Source organism: Rhodoferax sp., assembly GCF_018780565.1.
Taxonomy (GTDB): domain Bacteria; phylum Pseudomonadota; class Gammaproteobacteria; order Burkholderiales; family Burkholderiaceae_C; genus Rhodoferax.
Window position 1 is genome coordinate 74,754 of record NZ_JADMJN010000001.1, and the last position, 20,002, is coordinate 94,755.

13 protein-coding genes and 1 pseudogene are annotated in these 20,002 nt (G+C 55.1%); 4 read left to right on the forward strand and 10 right to left on the reverse strand.

Going from position 1 to position 20,002, the window contains the following annotated elements:
- Positions 1-50: 50 nt before the first annotated feature.
- The 3 genes from IV109_RS00365 to IV109_RS00375 form a co-directional block, all read right to left on the reverse strand.
- Positions 51-2,147 (reverse strand): phage integrase family protein, encoded by a 2,097-nt coding sequence (locus IV109_RS00365; RefSeq protein ID WP_296690764.1) that lies wholly within the window; start codon positions 2,145-2,147, stop codon positions 51-53.
- 71 nt (positions 2,148-2,218) lie between these two features.
- Positions 2,219-3,145, reverse strand: coding sequence for a hypothetical protein (locus IV109_RS00370; protein ID WP_296690768.1), 927 nt, complete (start codon positions 3,143-3,145; stop codon positions 2,219-2,221).
- Positions 3,142-4,230, reverse strand: coding sequence for a MarR family winged helix-turn-helix transcriptional regulator (locus IV109_RS00375; RefSeq protein ID WP_296690772.1), 1,089 nt, complete (start codon positions 4,228-4,230; stop codon positions 3,142-3,144). Before IV109_RS00375 ends, IV109_RS00370 begins: the two co-directional genes overlap by 4 nt.
- Positions 4,231-4,780: 550 nt before the next feature.
- On the opposite strand from IV109_RS00375, the gene IV109_RS00380 reads away from it, so the two are divergent.
- Both IV109_RS00380 and IV109_RS00385 read left to right on the forward strand, forming a co-directional pair.
- On the forward strand, positions 4,781-5,038 hold the full coding sequence (locus IV109_RS00380; RefSeq protein WP_296690775.1) for a type II toxin-antitoxin system Phd/YefM family antitoxin: 258 nt from the start codon (positions 4,781-4,783) through the stop codon (positions 5,036-5,038).
- Between the two features lie 40 nt (positions 5,039-5,078).
- Complete coding sequence (locus IV109_RS00385; protein ID WP_366834201.1) at positions 5,079-5,375, forward strand: hypothetical protein; 297 nt, start codon at positions 5,079-5,081, stop codon at positions 5,373-5,375.
- A 1,252-nt stretch (positions 5,376-6,627) separates the two neighbouring features.
- Here IV109_RS00385 and IV109_RS00390 read toward each other — a convergent pair.
- Together IV109_RS00390 and IV109_RS00395 are read right to left on the reverse strand one after the other, a co-directional pair.
- Entirely contained in the window at positions 6,628-7,620 is a 993-nt protein-coding gene (locus tag IV109_RS00390) for a ParB/RepB/Spo0J family partition protein (RefSeq protein WP_296690777.1), read from the reverse strand.
- Positions 7,621-7,629: 9 nt separating this feature from the next.
- Positions 7,630-8,838: an AAA family ATPase gene (locus IV109_RS00395; RefSeq protein WP_296690781.1), complete on the reverse strand. Its 1,209-nt coding sequence runs from the start codon at positions 8,836-8,838 to the stop codon at positions 7,630-7,632.
- A gap of 585 nt (positions 8,839-9,423) precedes the next feature.
- Here IV109_RS00395 and IV109_RS00400 point away from each other — a divergent pair.
- Positions 9,424-10,752, forward strand: a complete 1,329-nt coding sequence (locus tag IV109_RS00400) for a RepB family plasmid replication initiator protein (RefSeq protein WP_296690783.1) — start codon at positions 9,424-9,426, stop codon at positions 10,750-10,752.
- 227 nt (positions 10,753-10,979) lie between these two features.
- Entirely contained in the window at positions 10,980-12,104 is a 1,125-nt protein-coding gene (locus IV109_RS00405) for a hypothetical protein (RefSeq protein ID WP_296690786.1), read from the forward strand.
- Between the two features lie 688 nt (positions 12,105-12,792).
- Here IV109_RS00405 and IV109_RS00410 read toward each other — a convergent pair.
- The 5 genes and pseudogenes from IV109_RS00410 to IV109_RS00430 form a co-directional block, all read right to left on the reverse strand.
- Positions 12,793-14,217, reverse strand: a pseudogene (locus tag IV109_RS00410) (transposase); the annotation flags it as partial.
- Positions 14,218-14,576: 359 nt separating this feature from the next.
- Entirely contained in the window at positions 14,577-15,782 is a 1,206-nt protein-coding gene (locus IV109_RS00415) for an IS91 family transposase (protein ID WP_296690788.1), read from the reverse strand.
- Between the two features lie 9 nt (positions 15,783-15,791).
- Positions 15,792-16,607, reverse strand: coding sequence for a tyrosine-type recombinase/integrase (locus tag IV109_RS00420; RefSeq protein ID WP_296690793.1), 816 nt, complete (start codon positions 16,605-16,607; stop codon positions 15,792-15,794).
- A gap of 271 nt (positions 16,608-16,878) precedes the next feature.
- Entirely contained in the window at positions 16,879-17,736 is an 858-nt protein-coding gene (locus IV109_RS00425; RefSeq protein WP_296690797.1) for a hypothetical protein, read from the reverse strand.
- 56 nt (positions 17,737-17,792) lie between these two features.
- On the reverse strand, positions 17,793-20,002 hold a 2,210-nt coding region (locus IV109_RS00430), incomplete at its 5' end, for a Tn3 family transposase (RefSeq protein WP_296690800.1).

Here is a 20,002-nt window from a genome sequence, read left to right on the forward strand (position 1 = left end):
CTGGCTCCTGCAGATTGTGCTCGGTGGGGTCGTCAATTCTGACACGGGACTCAGCTCGCCATTCTCCTGCGCATCCCCTGCACCGCTTTGATCTTGCGGGCCAGTTCCTGAGTGGCATAGATCGAGGTCGTATCAATGGAGGCGTGTCCAGCCAGTTCGCTCACCACCTCGATCGGTAGCCCATCCACCAGCGCCTGGCGCACAAAGGTATGACGCATCCAGTGGGTCGAGGCCTTATCAAACCGACGGGCGTCCAACCCAGCATCCCCCGCCGTTTTGGCAATCTGCCCAAAAAATCGCTTGAGCACTGCATAGATACCCGCCGCCGACAAGGCACTGCCCGTCTTGTCAGACAGGGGGACGGCCCGCAAGGCGCCCTCCTCGGCCCGACCCCATTGCGCCACTGATGCATGCAAGGTCCGAATCAAAGGCAACTCGGATGAATCGGCTGAAGTTTTGTCCTCCAGCATGAACTCTTTGCCATGGGTGGCCAGCAGGCGCACGACTTCCGGGTTGAGCGGTACGTCGCGCGTCTTGTTGCGTTTGCCGGTCACGGTGAGAACCCAGGTGTCCGGCAAATCCGGCAACGACTCCAGCCGCAAATGACCATGCCGGGCGCGGGCCAACTCGTCGAGCCGGATGCCGGACGTGACCAGCAGCTCAAGAATGCACTTCAAACGAACCCGCTCGGGTCCATCCGCCAGCTGATCCAGACATTGGAGAACATGGGTCCATTCGGCTTCCGTGAAGGAGCGACGAATGTCCAACTTGGAGCCCGGCAGATCAAAACCCTTCAACAAGGCCTTCATGGGATTGGCCACCAGATAGCCGGCATCACACAGGGCTCCAAACATGGTCTGCAGGATCACCAGCGCCTGCTTCTGCGAAGCCGGGCCGGGTTGCCCCCGAAAAGCGCGCCACTGCGGATCGGTTCTGGCCACCGGCGCCGGATGGATCCAGCTGGCGGGCACGGCCTGCAAAAACTCGCGGTACGTCAAACAGTCCGGGGAGGTCACACCGGAGAGCGGCTTTTTGAGTTCCTGCGCACACCAGAGCATGAAGCGTTCGACTTCCTTGCGGTAGCTGCGCTGGGTCGACACCTTGTCCTTGTAATACGCCAGCCAGGCGTTGACCGCCTCCAGGTCATTGCTCGCCCCCAGGGTGTTGGCCATGTGGGAGCGGAACTCGCCCGCATCGCCAGCCAGCAGAGGCGAGCCCTGGATCCGGCTCAGCCCGATCTGTACCAAAGTTCCGGCCCCGAACTGACTGAACTGTGGGGGCACTGGCACACGTGCCTGCGTCCCGTACGCCGTCAAGGCCCCCAGTGCCTTTTGCTTGAGTGCTCGCAAAGACTTCGGCTCCTGCACGGTGTCGGCAATCGACATGTTGAGATGCGAGGCTTGCATGCGCAGCCAGGCCAACACCGCGCTGGCGCGGCGCACACCAAACCCCGCCACCCGGGTGTGCCAGCGGTAGCCATAGACATTGATGTAGCGCACCAGATCACCCAGCGTCAACAGGCCCACGTTGCGCAGACACTTCGCCGTCGGACGCGCCAGCCAAGACTCCAGTCGATCGGTCGCAGCCGGCGTCACCGCCAGAATCGTCTCCAGGTGATTGAGCGCCCTCACCCGCTCTGCCACCGGATCCTTCAGTCCTGCGGCGGACTCGATCGCATCGGCGTTGTCCAGGCCAAACGCCGCCTTGTATTCAGCGATGAGCTCTGCTTCACTCCAGCTGTCAGGATCCATGCCTTCGGTCTGCGCCCACTCTGCCACGCTCGGCAAAGCCAGCGCCGGTTTGACCGCGGCGTCACTGCGCAACAGGTCGAGCAAGGCCGTGATTTTCTGGTGAGGTCCCAGTGTGGCGTCTATATGGCGTCCGGCCTCGATGATTTGCTTGAGTAGCGCTTCCCTTCGGTTCTGGACATAGCGCAGATCGGTGGTGCTCTCAGACCAGGCCAGGTAGCGGTCAAACGATTCCCGCAAGTCCAAACCCAGGAGGCTTGAGCGTACAAAGGCGAAGTGGTGAATGCCCAGCGCGCGGGCATTGCGCACAACCTGGGATTTGGCGCCCAGTGGCCGGCCCCGTTTACGCGCAGGGGCACTGTGGAACAGGGGTGCGATCGTGTCAGTGAAGTTTTGCATCATTGCGAAGAGTCACGAGATGTCGTTCGACTCGATCGATTGGTACGTGTGCCGATTCCGTCCCCATGACCTTACGACGTCCTTCCTAGTTGTTCGAGCGGTTCTATGACTTCTTCGATCACCCGGCGTCCCGTCGCGGCGAAAGCATGCGAGTCGATATCCAGGGAAGCCAGCAAGCCAAGGTTACAAATGGCCAGCGCTTGATCCAGATCCGCTGGACTCTTAAGTAGCAGCCGGATGCCGTTACCCGCGCGCAGTGCCAACTCCCGTGCCTGCTCTGGAAATTTGGCATTGAGCGCGCTCCACATGCGCGGCGCCCATTCGTCGAAATCAGCACCCTCATTTTTGCGGTCTTGTGCGACGGCCAAGTAAGCCAACGCGAGCACACGGCCCAGGTCTTTGTTTGCGCGCTTCCAATTCGTGCCCGACATGATCTCGGCTCCAATGCGCTCGTGATGAAGCATATTGGCAAGCGCCATCATTTCGGGACGCGCAATTCGCACTTCAAGCGTTGTCGGCAATGGCTCCCACTCGGCGAGTGCCAAAAAGCCAAAACTACAGATGGCAAAGTATCCGACGTTGGTTTTGACTGCGTGGTACTGCTTCATCGGGGCACCCGACTGGTATGCATCCGGCGCACCCAGTAACTCAATGAACCATTCGCTGCCTGTTGGTGGCTGTAGTCGCACCATGGGCAATTTGTCAGGTGCTTCGTTCGGACCGCCCGGAGCACTCCATTCTGTCCCCTGGCGTTGCGTCCATTTTGCTTGCAGCAAGCGTTCGGTTACTTTTGCAGCAACAGCGACGGCCTTCGCATGGGGAGAGAACATGCAATCGATGTCCTTGGTACGAATTCCCTTGGAACCGTCATCTGCGAAAAAATGGTACCCCGCTGCAAGGCTTCCAATAATGATGACATCCTGACGGCAGTCCTGCGGCAGTGCATTGGCGACTTGAACCAATACTTCTTTGGGTGACACGGGCGGGGCAAGTTTCATGGGGTCCTTCCTTCCTTTGCATGCATTTTTCGATGGTTGAGATCACTCACCATGTCAACCACCTCACGTGTCAGACCCATCTCGATCAAATCAGCAATACATTCCAGTTCTGATGCCCATGTCTCGCCCTGGTCGTGCTCTATAAAACGGGGCGGCTCTTGGGTCACATGGACAACCACGACAGCCTTGGCTCTCGGGTCAGACGTCAGCTCCAAGGCGGCATCCAGTTTCTGGACGAAGTCCGTGCCCTGGCCATAGTTGCTTAGATCTAACCGTGGGCTGGCAGTAATGTCGAGGCCGGGAAAATAGTGCATAGCACCGAGTACCCCTCCTACCGCGACATTCTGTGCCACACCTTGTGCTTGCAGTTTGAACAAGCGCTTGGCCATCGCCGCAGGCGTACGGGCTTGACCTGTCGGGTCCACGAATCGAAGCACCTTTCGGTTCGCCCCATGCGCCCGTGCGATTTTCAGCCAAGCTTCGTGGGTCAGATACTTCAATACAATCCGTCGGTCAGACTGGTGCTCGATAAACCCCTGCTCAGTGAACTCCTTGACGGCTGCCGCAACGGTCGGGTAGCTGGCACCGCATGCCTCCTGTAGGGCCTTGAAAGTTTGGGGGCCTTCCCCACGAAGCGACAACTGCACCAAGGTTGACGCAACGCTCTGCTGATTCGATCGACCTGCCGAAGTCGTGGAAGTCTCTGTGGCCACCAAATGCATCAGCCACTTGGAGAACTCAGGCTCACTTGCATACTCAAAACCACGTAGCTGCCCGCCTTCGTCGATTGTGAGCAAATGAATTCGATGCCCAAGATCTGGTCTGACCATCTCACGAAATTGGGTAATCTCATCCAACAGCCGGTTGGGCGACAGCTTTGACTGGGTCACGACACATAGTGCGGTCGTGGTTGGAGCGTCGTCACGCAATGCGTAGGCGAGCGCGACCAACGCGCTTCTGATATCTCGGACATTGTTGGTCCGTTTTATTTCGATGAGGATGTCCCCTGCCGCCCCACGCCAGCGGCCGTCAACCTTGTGCTTTCCAGACGGGTCTTGTTTAATATTTTGGTTGCAACTTATCATGAAGTAGCTACTTTAATATTAAAGTAGCTACTTTGCAAGCAACTAAGCGAGTCAGTTTTCAAAATTCCTGTCAAAACGACTGCCCTGACGCACCAACGGCTCGTCAGTTTTGATATGCAATTTCCGGCCGACGATTAGCCGTGACGAGTGAGTGGCCACCATGCAGCGAACACCAAGTGTTGTTTCCTTGGTCAGTGGTAGTCCTCTTCACGCTGGTACTGAACCAGGACTCAGCCACGCTCACTTGTTTGACTCACTGCGTGCGCCATCCAACTTGGAACAAGCCTCGCTGAGATGATGATTTTTCAAAAACCCCACTTTATATTATTAAATACAGCGTCATGATTATATGGATAATCATGACGCATTCAAAACGAATTAAATTCTGCAAACTTGCAAAATCCCCAGAAAGGCGGCTGTGGCAGCCAAGCCCGCGTCCAGACAAATGCCAATCGCTGACCGCAGAGCGGGCTATACGCGTTAGCCAGCTCTCCTGAGATGCTTAATCCACGTTAAATGCGTATTAATGCATATTCATTGGAGGCAAGTCATGCAAACCATCAGTGCGACGGAACTCACCAGGAATACCCGCGAGATTCTGGACCGCGTGGCGACGCAGGGGGAGACCATCATCATTGAGCGCAATCACGCCATGATTGCTCAAATCACGCCCCCACAGAAGACCATGACAGCCGCCCAAGCATTGGCCGGCCTCGTGTTTCCAATCCTGACTCTGCAGCAAGCAAGCTCCTGGCTTCAAGAGAGCAAAGATGGTTTTGGCGATGCGGTGCGTGACCCATGGGCATAATTTTGATAGCTGTGTTTGGGTGGGCCTGGCGTCCAACCAATTGGACGCCCAAGCAGTGATTGAGGCGTCAGGTGACCTGCCGGTGTTCACGTCCGCAATCTCCATCGGCGAGTTAAGTTTCGGCGTACATGCATGCGCAGATGTGACGGTGCGTTCCATGTGCGCCGCTTACCTGCGCCAAGTGGAAAGCCGGCCAGTTTTGGAGGTCTCCAAGCACACTGCGGCCGCCTTTGGATTGCTGGCGGCAGCCGTCAACAGAGCGGGCGCTCGCCCCGAGCACGTTACAACGATCTTTGAATGGCAGCGCAGGCCATTGAGCACGGGTACATCCTGTTGACACTGAACACGGGGGACTTCGCTGACCTACCGGGTTTACGCATCGCGACACTCTCGCCGAAGCCTCAAGCATAAGAACGCGCCTCCATGCGCTTGGGCGGTGCCCATAGCGCTTTCAGTGCTCAGGCCATCCAACGGCCTCGTCCGCGGGTTTGCAGGTCTCTGGGGACACTGTATCGCCCTGCCCTGCCCCTTCAGTGGATCGGTCACCTACTCCATGGGCCGGATTTCCATCATGCTCCTGCATCGCATTCAAGCTGGTTGATTGAGCGTTCCAGAAATACCCGCAATACAGTTATCTGACTTTTACCCGTCAAACAACTATCTTGAAATTACCTGTTAGTTCAGACCGCGCGCAGCGGCCCCTTAGGCAACCTGGAAGACGAGGTAGACCTGCGCATCTCTCTGGCTGGCGTCCAAGAAAAAACTGCCCTGCTCTGACACCAAGGCCAATGGATTCAGCCCCTAGGCTCAACGCCTACGACCCATATTTTGACGCGGCCCATTGGCATGGTGGGCCAACGCCAGGCTGAGTTCGGCCTGCCTGTGGCCAGAACAGAGATCCTGACCTTTGGCAGTCAGAAGGTTCTCAGCGTGGAACGGTTCGCCCGGCAGCTGCATCCAGTGGTGACTGGATCATGCGTTTGCCCCAGGAAGACTTTTGCCAGGCTATGGGGGGGCTCCCTCGCACCTCAAGTAGGACAGCGACGGCGGACCAGGTATGAGAGACCTGACTGGCGTGCTCAAAGGCTCTGTCCAAGCCGAGAAGGACCGAACCAGTTTTCAATGTTAAAGGCCTAGATGGCGATGGCCGCTCTTGGCAAGAACACGCACTACCATTTCAAGGTCATCCAACGTCGCAATTTCAATGACATGGCAGGCAAATGGTTTGATCGGATCGACGCAGAGGATGTGATGGGCGGGTCTTGGAAACAGCTTCAGATGCGATCGAAGCCATGAAGCGTAAGCTTCCGGGAGGCTTTCCGACAAGGGAGGCAAGTGGAGTGAATTGAGCTGGTAGGCCAAATATTTGTGCAAGCAGGCCATGATCCTCGCTCTCTTTGACCAGTGAGGAACGGTTCCTCACTGGTCAATTTCTTCCCATATGAAGCTGCTCTTAACGTGCTTTTCAGTACCCGCACCACGAATTTAGACAACCAGGTGTTCATCTATTTTTGAATAAAAAAAGGGGTGAAATGACTTCACCCCTTTTGATTGCATAGGGTGAGGAACCGTTCCTCACCATCAAAACGTCAACTCAACAGCTTCCTAAGCGTCTCTTTTACTTCAGAAAATCGAGCAGGATCAATGTTGAAAAGATCAATGCGAACACTGCGGTCTTTGGCATTGAATACCAGCTTCCCCTTCTGTCCGCCCTTCCCCTCCACCTTCTCAGCTTTTGTAACGGGGTGAGGAACCGTTCCTCGCATTGCAGTTAACCGTTTAAAAACTTCTGCGGAGATCGGTCGGGGCTCTTCAAGGATCACTTCCTTGGCGATTCGAAGAACGTGCTCTGGATCCTTTTGAAGGGCATCATTCAGGTCAGATACCCACCGATATTGCAGGTCGAGAGGGCTAACAAAAGACTTCAAAACATCAGCGGGCAACCTCGCCAACGATAACGCTTTGGTTAACTGACTCTGATCAATACCGACCTCCTCCGCCAGTCTGCGCCCTGACGGGAACAGTCCTTCATCAAGCGCCAAGGCATACATGGCACCGATTTCATAGGGTCGCAAATCTTTACGCTGTCGATTCTCCCTGTCCATCTCAATGAACAGGTGTTTATCGTCCAGGTCCTCAATAATGGCCAGAACACCTAATCCGAGCTCCAAGCAAGCCTGATGGCGACGATGGCCGAAAATAATCTCAAACTTATCAGTACCCTTCAGGCGGCGAACTTTGATAGGCTGCACATTGCCACCCTGAGCGCCAATGTCTTCTTTTAACCCGTCAAACTCGGGGCCAACAAAGGAGAGGTCATGTCGATTGGCCCAACGACTGCGGGTAATAAGTTTTGGATCAAGGCGTTTAGTCGGCAAACTACCCTCGAACTCTTTCATTTGCTCTTTGAGTTGGCTGGCTTCTTTGATTGCCGAGGACTGCCGATCGGTGAATTGGGCCATAGCACCTATCGCCGTTTTGGGCTTGGTGCCCTCTTCCCGGTTAGTTGCATGTGAACCTGGTGTAATTGGCCCTCTGGGGGCCAGCACTAAACCAGCTTTGGCAAGTAGATTTTTTCCCATATTTTTTCCTTAGCCTTTGGTTTTGACTAATCTGGAGGTATTGACTTGCTTATCCCATGCCGCACGAATTGAGCTTTCCACGTATCCAACGAACTGGTCGTAAGCATCTCTTGCTCGTTTGAAGGTCCGAGCATTCCCGTCGTACTTTTGAATGTCATAGACAGTAGAGAATTCAGCACTTGCACTACTAGTCACCGCCGTCTTCGGGATCTCAACAGGCAAAACTTTCTCCTTGTATGTCGCTTGGATCCAGGTCCGAACAATGTCACTCGTACTCTCCGCGGCGTCAACACGGGACAGCAAAACGTGGATGAAATCAAATTCCTTTTCCAACCCACGCTTCGTCAGCATTTCGTTGCTTAAATCAGAGAACAGGTTCCAGAACTGGCTGGCAGAAGCGTAATCAAGTGCATTGGGGGGGAGGGGCATCACAAGACCGTTACTAGCCATAATTGCATTGATCGTGATGTAACTCAGGCTTGGCGGGCTATCAATAATGATGACGTCATATTCGTCCCGTACATCATCGATTCCCAAGTTGAGCACGTTCCAAAATTCAAAGTCAGGCTCCTGTGTCTGCCGAGCGGGGAGAGCGAACTCCGCTCCAAACAAGCACGGGGCTGCAGCCACCAGATCTATGCCGTTCCAATAAGTCTCGCGAATCGCATAACGAATAGAAGTTTCTTCGCCAAGCGCCAATGGGAGAATAGTGTCTTCCTCAGCAACTTCGGCATCCGGAAGAATCCCAAACAACGTCGTCAATGATCCTTGCGGATCTGTGTCAATCATCAAAACCTTATGACCAAGCAAGGTAAGACCCTGAGCCAAAGTCATGGCAGTAGTCGTTTTCCCCACGCCGCCTTTAAAGTTGGCAATTGAGATAGTGATCGCTTCAGCACCCTTCGGGCGCAGTTTGTCTTTTCGATATGAACGAATCCATGTTCGTGCTTCACTTAGAGTGAATTCGCGGCGGCTACCAGTCGTGTTCAAGTTACCTTGTGGAAGGTCTCCTTTTGACATTCTGTGAATGACTGATCCTTTTTCCACACCACAATAAGTTGCAAGCTGACTCAGATGGACGGACAATTCCTTCTTCCGTGAGGTGGGGTTGAGCATTGCCGCTCGCACTTGATCCATCATCTCAGCTGACAACGCTGCTTGATCTGCAATGTCTTTCAAATTGATTGACGGTTTGCTGATGTTTTTGGTTGTTGCCATGAAAATCCTTGCATTGATCGTATATCGGACATTTTACGAGATTGGCACTTAATCTCAAATAGCGGTCAACGGACTTCTTTCTGTATATTTCAGTAGTCCTAACTCCTGTTTTTCCTCCACTGGCAGTTACTTACTGGTTTATCTAATAGAAGACCTTTAATCACTTTAATACCTTTAGACCCCATTTTCCTTATATAGATCAATGACTTAACACACCTTAGGTGAGTGAATACAGGTGAACTGGTGAGGGTTTACGGGACAAACGGTGAGTGAATTCAGGACTAAATGTGAACTTTTCCGGGGGGAAGGGTGAGTGAATACAGGAGTTTCAAAATTCAATCTCTGCTTTGTTCAACGGCGGTGCGGTAATGACACTGCCAATTCAATGCCGGCTGCGATTTTTTGGGTCGTTTGACTGAATAGGTGAGCTTTTTCAGGAGTTCAAACAGTTCATGTCAAGGATCAGGCGAAACGGAAACATAGATTTCACGTGAGACTTTTCGGGAGATCTGAATATTCTGAAAATGGGAAAATACGTGAAGAAGACATTTCACATGTAAAGCAAGCTGTAGTAAAGTGCCTGCTATGAATGACTTGGCTCGCTTTGCAGATATTGACCCGCTCAAAAAGCCAGTCAACACGCTTGCCATCGTCCCTCAAAACCGAAAGATTACAGCGCTTGGTCGCAAAGCCTACAACGTGATGTTGAACATCGCACAGGCGCAAGGCGTTGATAAAGAGTCATATCGAGCACCGCTTTCGGAGATCGTTAGTGGGATTGATTACGGATCCAATGACATCGAGCTGATTAAAAAGCACTTGAAGGCGATGGCTACAACCATCGTCGAATGGAACTCACCAACGACAGGGGAGGGTACCAAGTGGACAGTCTGCGCCCTGATTTCGCACGCTACGATCGTCAAGGAGAGTAATCAGAATTTCTTGGAGTGGGGATATGCCCAGCCATTGCGGCAGGAGCTTTTGTCGCCCTCCGTATTCTCAAAACTGTCAATCGGTATGCTCTCTCAAATGCACACCCATGCCGGGATTGTGCTGTATGAAATTTGCACAAGGTATAAAAATGTTGGCCGGACATCACGCCAGAATTGGCGATGGTGGCTACCCGTGCTCACTGGCCAGCCGAACTCCGAAAAGCTCGCAAAAACAGAATATCGCTTCTTTAAGCGCGACACGATAAAACCAGCTATCGCCGAAGTCTGTGCGATCACTGATATCGAGATTGAATTGGTCGAATATAAGGAAGGCAAAAGCATTAGCGATTTGCAGTTTTTGGTGCGTTCGAAGGCCCAGGTTCAGCTTCCTCTTAAAAGCCCGCCCAAGCCTTTGGATCTGTCCATCATTAAAAAGGCAGTCGATTTGGGTATCAGCGAGGAGAAGGCGGAAGATCTTTTCACTAAGCATGGTGATGATGCAATGCGAGACGGGCTTATGGAATTAGAGGGGAGGGTAGCTAGCGCATATCCTGGACCTGTGCGTGATCCTTACCGTTATCTCAAGGCAATGCTTTCTGGAGAATTGCAAAAACAAATCGAAGCGCAAGTTGACCCGGTTGAGGCTCAGCAGTTAGCGCGAGATGAATCCGATAAAAAACAAGTCGAGTTAAAGACGGCCTGGCGCGAAGAATGGCAGCGTCGCCAGCGCGAGAAAGTCGTTGGTCTGTTGCAAGAGCAGTCAGAGGAATCCATCAAAGAACTGGAAGCGGCGTTGCTAGAGGAGATGGAGGAGAGAAATGCCCATCCATCACTGATAAAACGTCTACAAGCCAGCGGATGGAATCATCAATTGGTTCGACATTTGATGATTGACTTCTATGCGCAGGCAGCGCTTGGGGAAGAGTGGGATAGCCCTACACCCGAAAATTTGCTGGACATAGCAAGCGAGGCCAATAGTTAATATTGTAAGTTAGTGCATACATTTAAAAATCGCATAAGGACCATTCAGCAAAATATTAAATCTACACCGAATAGCTCTGGAAGCCACCAGGTGGTTGCCCCCTTTTTTGGTCGACAGAGTTTTTGAAGTATGGTAAGGCTCGAAGGGTAGGCGATGTTGTATGTATTAATCAAAACCATTGGTGTAGATTTAACATTTTATGTTTGAAATTATTTTGAAAGCCGAAGATGAGTAGTACCGTAACAGTTGTCTCTCCCTTCGCCGGAAAACCAGATCCATTTGAAGCATGGACGGAGAGCTTGATGGCGATGTCAGAGATCTCCCAGAATTCGGCAGATAAATACCGCGCTTTGTGGCAGGCCTGGAAAGGGTGGCTGCTACTACGTGAGCAGAATTGGGATACGGTCATTGGACCGCAGATCCAGGAGTTTTTGAATGGCCCAGCACCGGGGAGGGGAGGGCGCCGTCAGGCACTCAACTCTGAGCGTATGTCATCCTATACACGCCAGCGTTACTGGCGGCTGCTTCGCGGGGTCTATGCGACTGCCGTTCAGAACGGTGTTCTGCCATACAGCCCGGTTTTGGAGGTGCCACAAGCCAATCGACCAACTATTTCCCAGCGAGATCGCCAGTCCCAGGTGCTGGAGCCTCCGTTGTTGGATCTGTTGCGCGACCCTGCCACGCTTCGATCCAGTTTGGTTGTTAAAACAGAAGCGGATTGGTGGCATGTTCGAGACCGCGCTATTGTGGCTTTGCTTGCTGATACGGGAATCACTACGGCAGAGTTGATTGCTTTGCGCGGGGTCGATTTTCGACCCAGAGGACTCTCGCTTGTTGAGACTGCGAAAAGTGGCGCCGCGGCTGAATTGGCCACCGGCATGGAGATCACAGTCGTTGACACTGACGATAGTCTGGGACGTTCGTTACCCATCTCTGAAACGATCGTTTCTCTCATAAATGAATGGGTGGTCAAGCGAAAAATGTTGTTGAGTGAGCGTGGCCTACGTCAGAGTTCGTTGACGACTGAAGTCGCCGTGAGACCGACACATCCAGATCAAATGCCTTTGTTTTTGGCGCGCCGTGCACGCGCGGCTGATTCAGAGTTGCCCGAGATGCAAGCCGTTACGGTCTACTACACGGTTAGCCAAACGCTGAAAGCATTGCGACGAACGCTGCACAACACAGTAACTGTCGTAACTCCTGGAATCACAGGGCAAGAACCCTATGTCGCCAAGGGTGCCGCTGTGATTCGAAATTCAGTGTTACGCCAGTGGCTTGATACTGTTGGACCGGATGAAACTGTTAAACGCGCGGGGCTTAAAAATGCGGAGTCATTGCGGTTGAATATTTAAAGACAAATAACCGATGAGCATGCCGGGTTACGCCATCGCAATCGGGAGGAACCTGTTCGCGCAGTCGTTTCAGGAATGTCGTTCATCGCTTGATGCGTCGGACGCCCATGAGATATCCGGTGCGTGGACAAGAATGAGGCGTTTGAGTAGGGGCTTGGATCAAGAGCACTTTCCTGGGTAATTTCGGTTTCGGTGCTATTTGTCTCGGTTTGGGGTGCGTGTAAACCCTAGTACGGAGGTTTGCAAGACGGGGGCTCGTGTTACGAGTTATTCTTAGCTAAGCAGTAGCCATAAAGTTGGCTACTAACGACACATCTTCTATTTTGTAGCTATCTTCTTGGCTATTACTGCATATGAGTGCAGGCTTTGCACGGTCGGGTAGACGTATGGCTATGTGAAAGTTTCGCAGTAATGCGTTTTAGTCTGGTCGACTGGATGTCAGGCATTCAAGCTCGCAGCCGCATATTTGGTTCACTACAGGTCTGAGCACTCAGCGTGCGACTGGGAGCGCAAATACTGCTTTTGCTGTCCGGTTCCGTGCTTGTTTACAAATGCCGACATGGCATCAGAAAGCGGCGTGTCGATTTCAAAATCTCCGTACCGTTGCAGAAATTCTGCCCAGCGCCTGGTTGAGGGTCGGCCGTGATTCCTTCAAATTTCGCAGAATCGAGACTAACCCATTGATATTTCAGGAAAATTTTATTTTGTAATCGATGGGCTCAATGGCCCGTCCGAGGTCCAGCGTGTAGTCCCCGAACCGGTTGATGTGGCTGGTCCGGTATGGCGACAAGGCCTTCAGCACCGGCTCGCCCACCGGGTATCCCTGGCTCTGCAGCTCCTTGAGCTTGCGCGACATCCACTGCACGTTGTGCAGAATCACCATATTGGCCACGAGTTGGCTGTACTTGATAACCTTGCGCTGCTCGTGGCGCAGGTTCTCGGCGATAACCCCCTCTCCGCCAAAGAACAGCCATTTCACGAAATTGTTGAATTCCTCGCTCTTGTTGGTCGCGGCGTGGATCGACCGGCGCAGTTCCACGTCGCTGATGTAGTCGAGCAGGAACAGGGTGCGGATCACCCGCCCGAGCTCGCGGAACGCGAAGTAAAGCTTGTTCTTGTGGCTGAAAGTCCCCAGCCGCCTAAGGATCATCGACGGCGTGATCCGGCCGAGCTTGATAGAAATTGCCACCCGCAGCATGTCGCGGTAGTGCAGCTTGATCAAATCCCAATCGATCGTTCCACGAAACAGACTCTGGATGTGCTTGTACTGTGCCCCTGGTTCCGCCTTGAAGAACACCAAGTCCTTGACGTTGCGTATGCGCGGCATCAGCTTGATCCCCAGCAGGTGCGACAGCCCGAAGACTGGAGCGCTCTGCGCCTGCGTATCGCCATGTAAGGTGTCAGGCTGAATGTCGGATTCATTCTTGACTAGCCCATCAAGGATGTATACGGCCTCGTAGACGCCGCAGGGAATGAAGTGGCTGAACAGCGCGATGTACATGTCCGACACGTGGTAGTACCCGATGCCGCCGTAGCCGCCATAGCGCAGGTGGTATTCGGACAGCAGGTTTTGCTCGTAGACGTTCCATTTCGTGCCATCCGCCGAAGCGCTCTTGCCAGTGCCCCAGAATTGCGGCAGGGAGAACCGGTTATAGGCGTTGACCACCTTGAAGATTGCCTTGTCCAGACGCTCTTCTGTGACATGGTGCAGGTTGAGCCACGCCACCTGCTTGCGTGACAGGCCCTTGACCGACAGCGCGGTCTGGGTCGGCCCCAGGTTGCAACCGTAGCAGAACAGCGTTGTCAGGAAGCGTTTGCGGGGATCGTCGACCTTGCTCTCAAAGCCCGACAAGGGGCCGAACAGCTTGTGCAGATCCAGCCATCGCTCGGTTTCGGTCAGCACATCCAGAATGCTGGCCGTCGCCATCGAATCGGAGATGGCCTGGTCGACCTCCGGCAGCCCTTCCGGCGGCGGCGCCCGCTCGCTGCGCCGCAGCAGCAAGCCAGACTCGGTCATCGCCACATGCTCGTTGTCCGGGAAACGGGCGTCGACATGGCGAGCCAAACTGGCGAGTTGCTGCTTGTGCTGCACGACGAAATCGTCAGCATCCGTTTAGGTTTGTAGGATGCCCGCCCGCGGTGGCATGCCAATGACCACCCGATCACCGCAAAGGGTGGGCGTCGTACAAGCCTCGAGGGAAGAAACCGCGGCCAGAGCCCGCACTGCGCGAGGCAGCTACAAGCCTATGGCGATTGGACGCGATACATCGCTGTTTGAAGCGGCACAGATACGGGCAATCGCACGATGATCAGGCGCAGACCGATGCACTTTGCTGTGGATGGGCCTGAAACTGCAGTGTGACATCAGCTCATGGCGATCATTTTTGTGCCGTCTGACAAGCCCCACCCCTGCCAACTGCGCCCAATGCAAAGTCGGCTGGCAATATGGCCAAAGAATCGCTGAGCCTTGCGTCATCGTCGCTCCTGCAGTGGCGGTGGAGCGCGGATGGCATGCCCCCGCAGAATGGTCTGGGTAATGAGCATCGTCGCACCGCAGTGGGCACAAACAAAGGCGGCCCGCACCAGGTCCGCTGTAGTGTCAACAGCAGTGACTTCAACACTGACAAGCGTTGCCACGTTGAGCAGCTCCCGGGCTACGGCGAGCTTCTCTTTACGCCCGTTGTTGGCAATCAAACCAAAGTGGCGGATGCGGTGAAACCCAACAGGCAATACATGCAGCAGGAATCTACGCATGAACTCATCGGCCGCGAGCGTCATGGTCTTGTGCCGTGGCTTATCCGGGTTGCTCTTGTCGCGGTAGTCTTTCCATTTAAAAGTAATCCCGCGCTCATCCATTGCCAGCAGCCGGGAGTTGGCAATGGCCACCCGGTGCGTGTAACGCGACAGATAAGCCAATACAGCCTGCGGCCCCGCAAACGGGCGTTTGGCATACACCACCCATTCACATTGGCCCAGTGGCGCCAGCCACTTGGCAAAAGCCTTGGGGTCGGCCAGCCCGGAGTGTTCACCAAAGAACTGCAGCTTGCCCCCACGGTAGGCCTCTTGCAGTGCCTCCAGAAACCGCCGCCGAAACAGGCGCGACAGTACCCGCACCGACAGGAAGAAACCCGGCTTGCAAGATACCCAGCGCTTGCCATCGCTCGCGAGTCCACCGCCCGGAACAATGCCATGCACATGGGGATGGTGCGTCAGTGCCGATCCCCAGGTATGCAACACCAGCGTCACCCCGACCTGTGCACCCAGGTGCTTGGGGTCTGCGGCGATGGTGGCCAGTGTTTCAGCGGCAATCTCAAACAACAAGCCGTAGACCACGGGCTTGTTGTAATAAGCAATGTCACTGATGGGGGCCGGGAGTGTGAAGACCACGTGGTAGTAGTCCACCGGCAAGAGGTCGGCTTGCCGGGCCTCCAACCAGCGCTTGGCCGCAGCAGTCTGGCACTTGGGGCAATGGCGGTTGCGGCAGGAGTTGTAGGACACCTGATCGTGCTCGCAGCCTGGGCAATGCAAAACGTGTCCCCCCAGCGCCGCGGTGCGGCACTGCTCGATGGCTGTCATGACCTTGAGCTGACCCATACTCAGGTGCGAGGCGTGGGTCTGCCGCCAGGCTGGCCCATGGGCGCGGAAGATGTCCGCAACCTCCAGGGCACTTGGCCCCATGTATCGGACCTATGAAGGCTGCAAGGTTTCCAGCGGACTGATCACTTCGCGCAGGACGTCGGTGGCGACCTGGACGTAGTGCGCCGTGGTGTCCAGTCGCTGGTGCCCCAGTAAAACCTGGATCACACGAATGTCCACCTTCTGTTCCAGCAGGTGGGTGGCGAAACTGTGGCGCAAGGTGTGCATGGACACCCGCTTGTCGATCTTGGCCATGGTGGCCGCGTCGTGGATGGCCCGGTTGAGTTGGCGGGTGCTGAGTGATTGCAAGGGATCAAGGCCCGGAAACAACCAACCACCCTCCAGAATCTTGCCCTGCGCGCGTGCGACGCGCCACCACACGCGCAGGCGTTCCAGCAAAACCGGTGAGAGCATGGCGTAACGGTCTTTGTGGCCTTTGCCTTGTTCTACGCGCAGCGTCATGCGTTTGCTGTCAATGTCGCCAACCTTGAGTGCAACGACTTCACCCACCCGCAATCCCGTTCCGTACGCCAATGACAGCGCCGTCTGGTGCTTGATGTGGCCGACGCAGGCGATCAAGCGGGTCACTTCGTCCTTGCTCAGAATCACCGGTAGCTTGTGCGGCACGCGTACCGATTGCATCTTGGCCATGGCCTCAGGGCGGCCCAGGGTCACTTCAAAGAGAAAGTTCAAACCCACAATGGTGGCATTGAGTGTGATGGGGGAAGTGCCTTGGTCGATCAGATGCAATTGGAAGCGGCGCAGGTCTTCATCGGTGGCGGTGTCAGGGGATTTGCCAAGGAACTTGGCGAACTTGCGAACCGCCCGGATGTAGGCTGATCGAGTCTTGGGCGCAAGTTTGCGCATTCGCATGTCGAGGGTCGGCAGGGATTCATGTAAAAACCCGCAGAAACGACCTTAACCCTATGATTCCATTGGATTTAGCTGTGAACGCGTTCAGGTGTCCCCTTGCAGATCTGCTGGCGCGCAAAGTGTCTCTGCCGCCCACGCCGGCGCAAACCCATCGTTGAGGATCTGCATCCACGAAAGCTCGGTGTTCGGCACTGCCTTGGGCAACAGGAAATCCGTCTTCGAAACGGTTTCAACAACACAAAGACCACCGCTGCCAACACCCAACCTAAACTCCGGATTTGCGACAGCGGCAACCGCAGAATGCGTGCGAAACTGGCCTGCAGGGTCGTCCACTACGGTTGCCAACGTGCGGACCAAATCGGATATTTGATCGCATGCCAGCGTCAGGCGTAGCGGCGTTGACGCCGACGTCACCCCCCCCTCCAGGCGCCCCATAGGCTGCCCCATTGAAGCTGTAAAAGCTCCCCACTCCGCCCTCTCTGAGGTTGCTGACCTGTGTGGTGGTCAATGGCTCTGCTGACGACAGAAACTGACCTCTGATCTTGAACTGGTCGATGAACTCCGGCCAGTTTCTCGCCATCGTGTCGAAGAGATCCACGTTGGCGAAGCCAAGTTTGTCAGGATGGCGAAGGACGTCAATGAATGCAACGCCATTTCCGCCGACAAGGCAAAACGCCAGATAGTCAGCTGATGCGGAGAAGAACCGTCCCTGACGGATGGGCTTTGTTGTCAAGTGAAAGTGCAGGATGCCCCAATCCGCGTACAAGAGATCCGTTCTTGCATGCCTGGTTTCGCCGCTGGTGTCATGGTTCAGTATCAGCCCACGTCCTTGATAGGGGTTGACATTGACGCCTTGCTCAAACCGCTCGACTAGCTGCTGCAGGCCCTTCTTTGCGTCATCAGGCAGGTTTGCAATCGGGAACTTGTCCGAAAGCACGACGGGCCTCGGAAACGGATCAACGTAGCGATGACGGAAGTCGAGCCAGCGCAGCAAAGGTGAGCTGAGGTTCGGCTTCTCCTTGTTGAACTTCAGGTCGAACTTGTCGACGAACGCCGCGGCGAGATCCTCCAGATCGGAGTCGAACCTTGTCGCAGCTAAATTGGGGGGAGTGTCATTGGGCATAGGCCCGATATTAGAAGAGTTGTTGCGTGGACTCAGGGGGCATTTTCCCAACTACCCTATGACTCCATTGGGATGATGGTGGCGTCGAAATTCAAAGGGCCGATCTTGCGCCGGAAATCCAGCGTGTAGTCCCCAAACCGGTTGATGTGGGCAGTGCGAAACGGCGCCAAGCCCGCCAGGATCTCCAGCGTGATCTCGGTACCCTCGTCGCGAAGCTCCTGCAGAACCCGCGTCATGCCCACCACGTTGTGCAGAATGATCATGTTGGCCACCAAATGGTTGTACTTGATCACCTTGCGCTGTTCATGCCGGATGTTCTCCGCAATGATCCCTTCTCCCCCAAAAAATGACCACTGGGCAAAGCCGTTGAACTGCTCACTCTTGTTGGTTTCGGCATGGATCACCTTGCGCAGCCCGACATCGCCGATGTAGCTCAGCAGGAACATGGTCCGGATCACCTTGCCGAGCTCCACAAACGCGAAATACAGCTTGTTCTTGCGGCTGTAGGTGCCGAGCCGGCGCAGGATGGCCGACGGCGTAATTTTGCCGGTCTTGATGGAAACCGCCACCCGCAGCATCGCTGGCAAATGCAGTTCAATCAGCCGCCAGTCGATCACGTCGCTGAACAGCGCATTGATGTTCCGGTAAGCATTGCCCGGCTCCGGGCGATGGAATTTGAGGTCCTGGATACCCCGGATGCGCGGCATGAGCTGGATGCCCAGGAGGTGCGCCAGCGCGAAGACCGGGTAACTCTGGGCCTGCGTGTCGCCGTGAATCGTGTCCGGCCGGATGTCCGATTCGTTCGTCATTAGCCCGTCCAGGATGTGGATGCCCTCATAGGTGCCGCAGGAAATGAAATGGCTGAACAGCGCGATGAACTTGTCGGACACGTGGTAGTAGCCGATCCCGCCATACCCGCCGTAGCGGATATGGTGTTCCGACAGCAGGTTTTGCTCATACAGGTTCCACTTGGTGCCGTCGGCCGACGCGTGCTTGCCCGTGCCCCAATAGCCCGGCAATTCAAACTTGTTGTACGCGTTGATCACCTTGACAATGGCCATGTCCAGAAGGTCTTCGCTGACGTATTTCAAATTGAGCCAGGAGATCTGCCGGCGGCTCAGCCCTTTGATCGATTTGGCGGTCTGCACCGGCCCCAGGTTGCAGCCGTAGCAAAACAGCGTCGTGATGACGCGCATGCGCAGGTCCTCCAGGCGGCTGTCGGTCCCGGCCAGCGGCCGGAACAGTTTGTGCAGGTCCAGCCAGCGCTCGGTGTCGATCATGACATCCACGATGCTGGCCGCCTTCATCCGCTCTGTGATCAGGGCGTCGATCCGCGCGGCCGCCTCGACGATTTCTGAGCGCGGCGGTTTCCGCAGGATCAGGCGGCCATCAACAATTTCCGCATGGGCGTTTTCCGGGAAATTGGCGTCGATGTCCCGGGCCCGCTGGGCCATGGCTGATTTGAGCATTGACACAAAGGTGCCGGGATCTGTCTCGATGCCGGTGACCTGGCCATAGTCGCCCACCTCTTTTTCAAAGGTTTCGTCATCGACCAGCTGCTCGCGGTAGTCGTCATAACGCTCCCCGTACTTGATGAAGAGATCGCCCGACTTCAGGTCGTCCTTAACCGCATGCATGACCGCCAGCTCAAAATACCGTCGATGGACAGCCTCTGCCCGGCCTTTGCCCAAGGGCTTGACCAGCACCAACCTCTTCCATTGGCCTGACATCCAGCGGAAATCCTTGTCTTCACTCAGGTCCAGCATGTCCAGCGGCACGATGTCCGCGCGATTGTCGCGCAGCTTGTAAAGAGCCTCAATCAACCGTTCTACCACCTGGTCCTCGCTGCTGGCCTTGGGCGAGGCAATGCCGATGCAGTTGAGCAGCTGAGCCCGGACCATCTTGTAAGGCTGCAGCAGGAAAGGCAGGTGGTTGCGGCCGGCATAGGCCAGGTGCTGTTCGCATTCGTTCAGCAGCTCGTCCACGTCGGCCACCAGGGTGGTGCCGATGGCATCCACGCGCTGGGTGTCCGTCCCCTCCAGCTGGTAGGCGCCCAGGATGTCCTTGAGCTGCCCGACCAGCATGTCGGTTTTCTGGACCCGCTCCTGCTGGAAAGATAGCAATTTCTGCCTGGCGTTGTTTTCCAGGTTTTGCATGAGGCGGATAAACAGGTCGGCTGCATCATCCAGAGACTGGGCATGCTGCGCCCGGATGAAGATCACCGCCAGGGCGTAGCGCTTTTGCGGCTTGAGTTCGGCCATCTCGG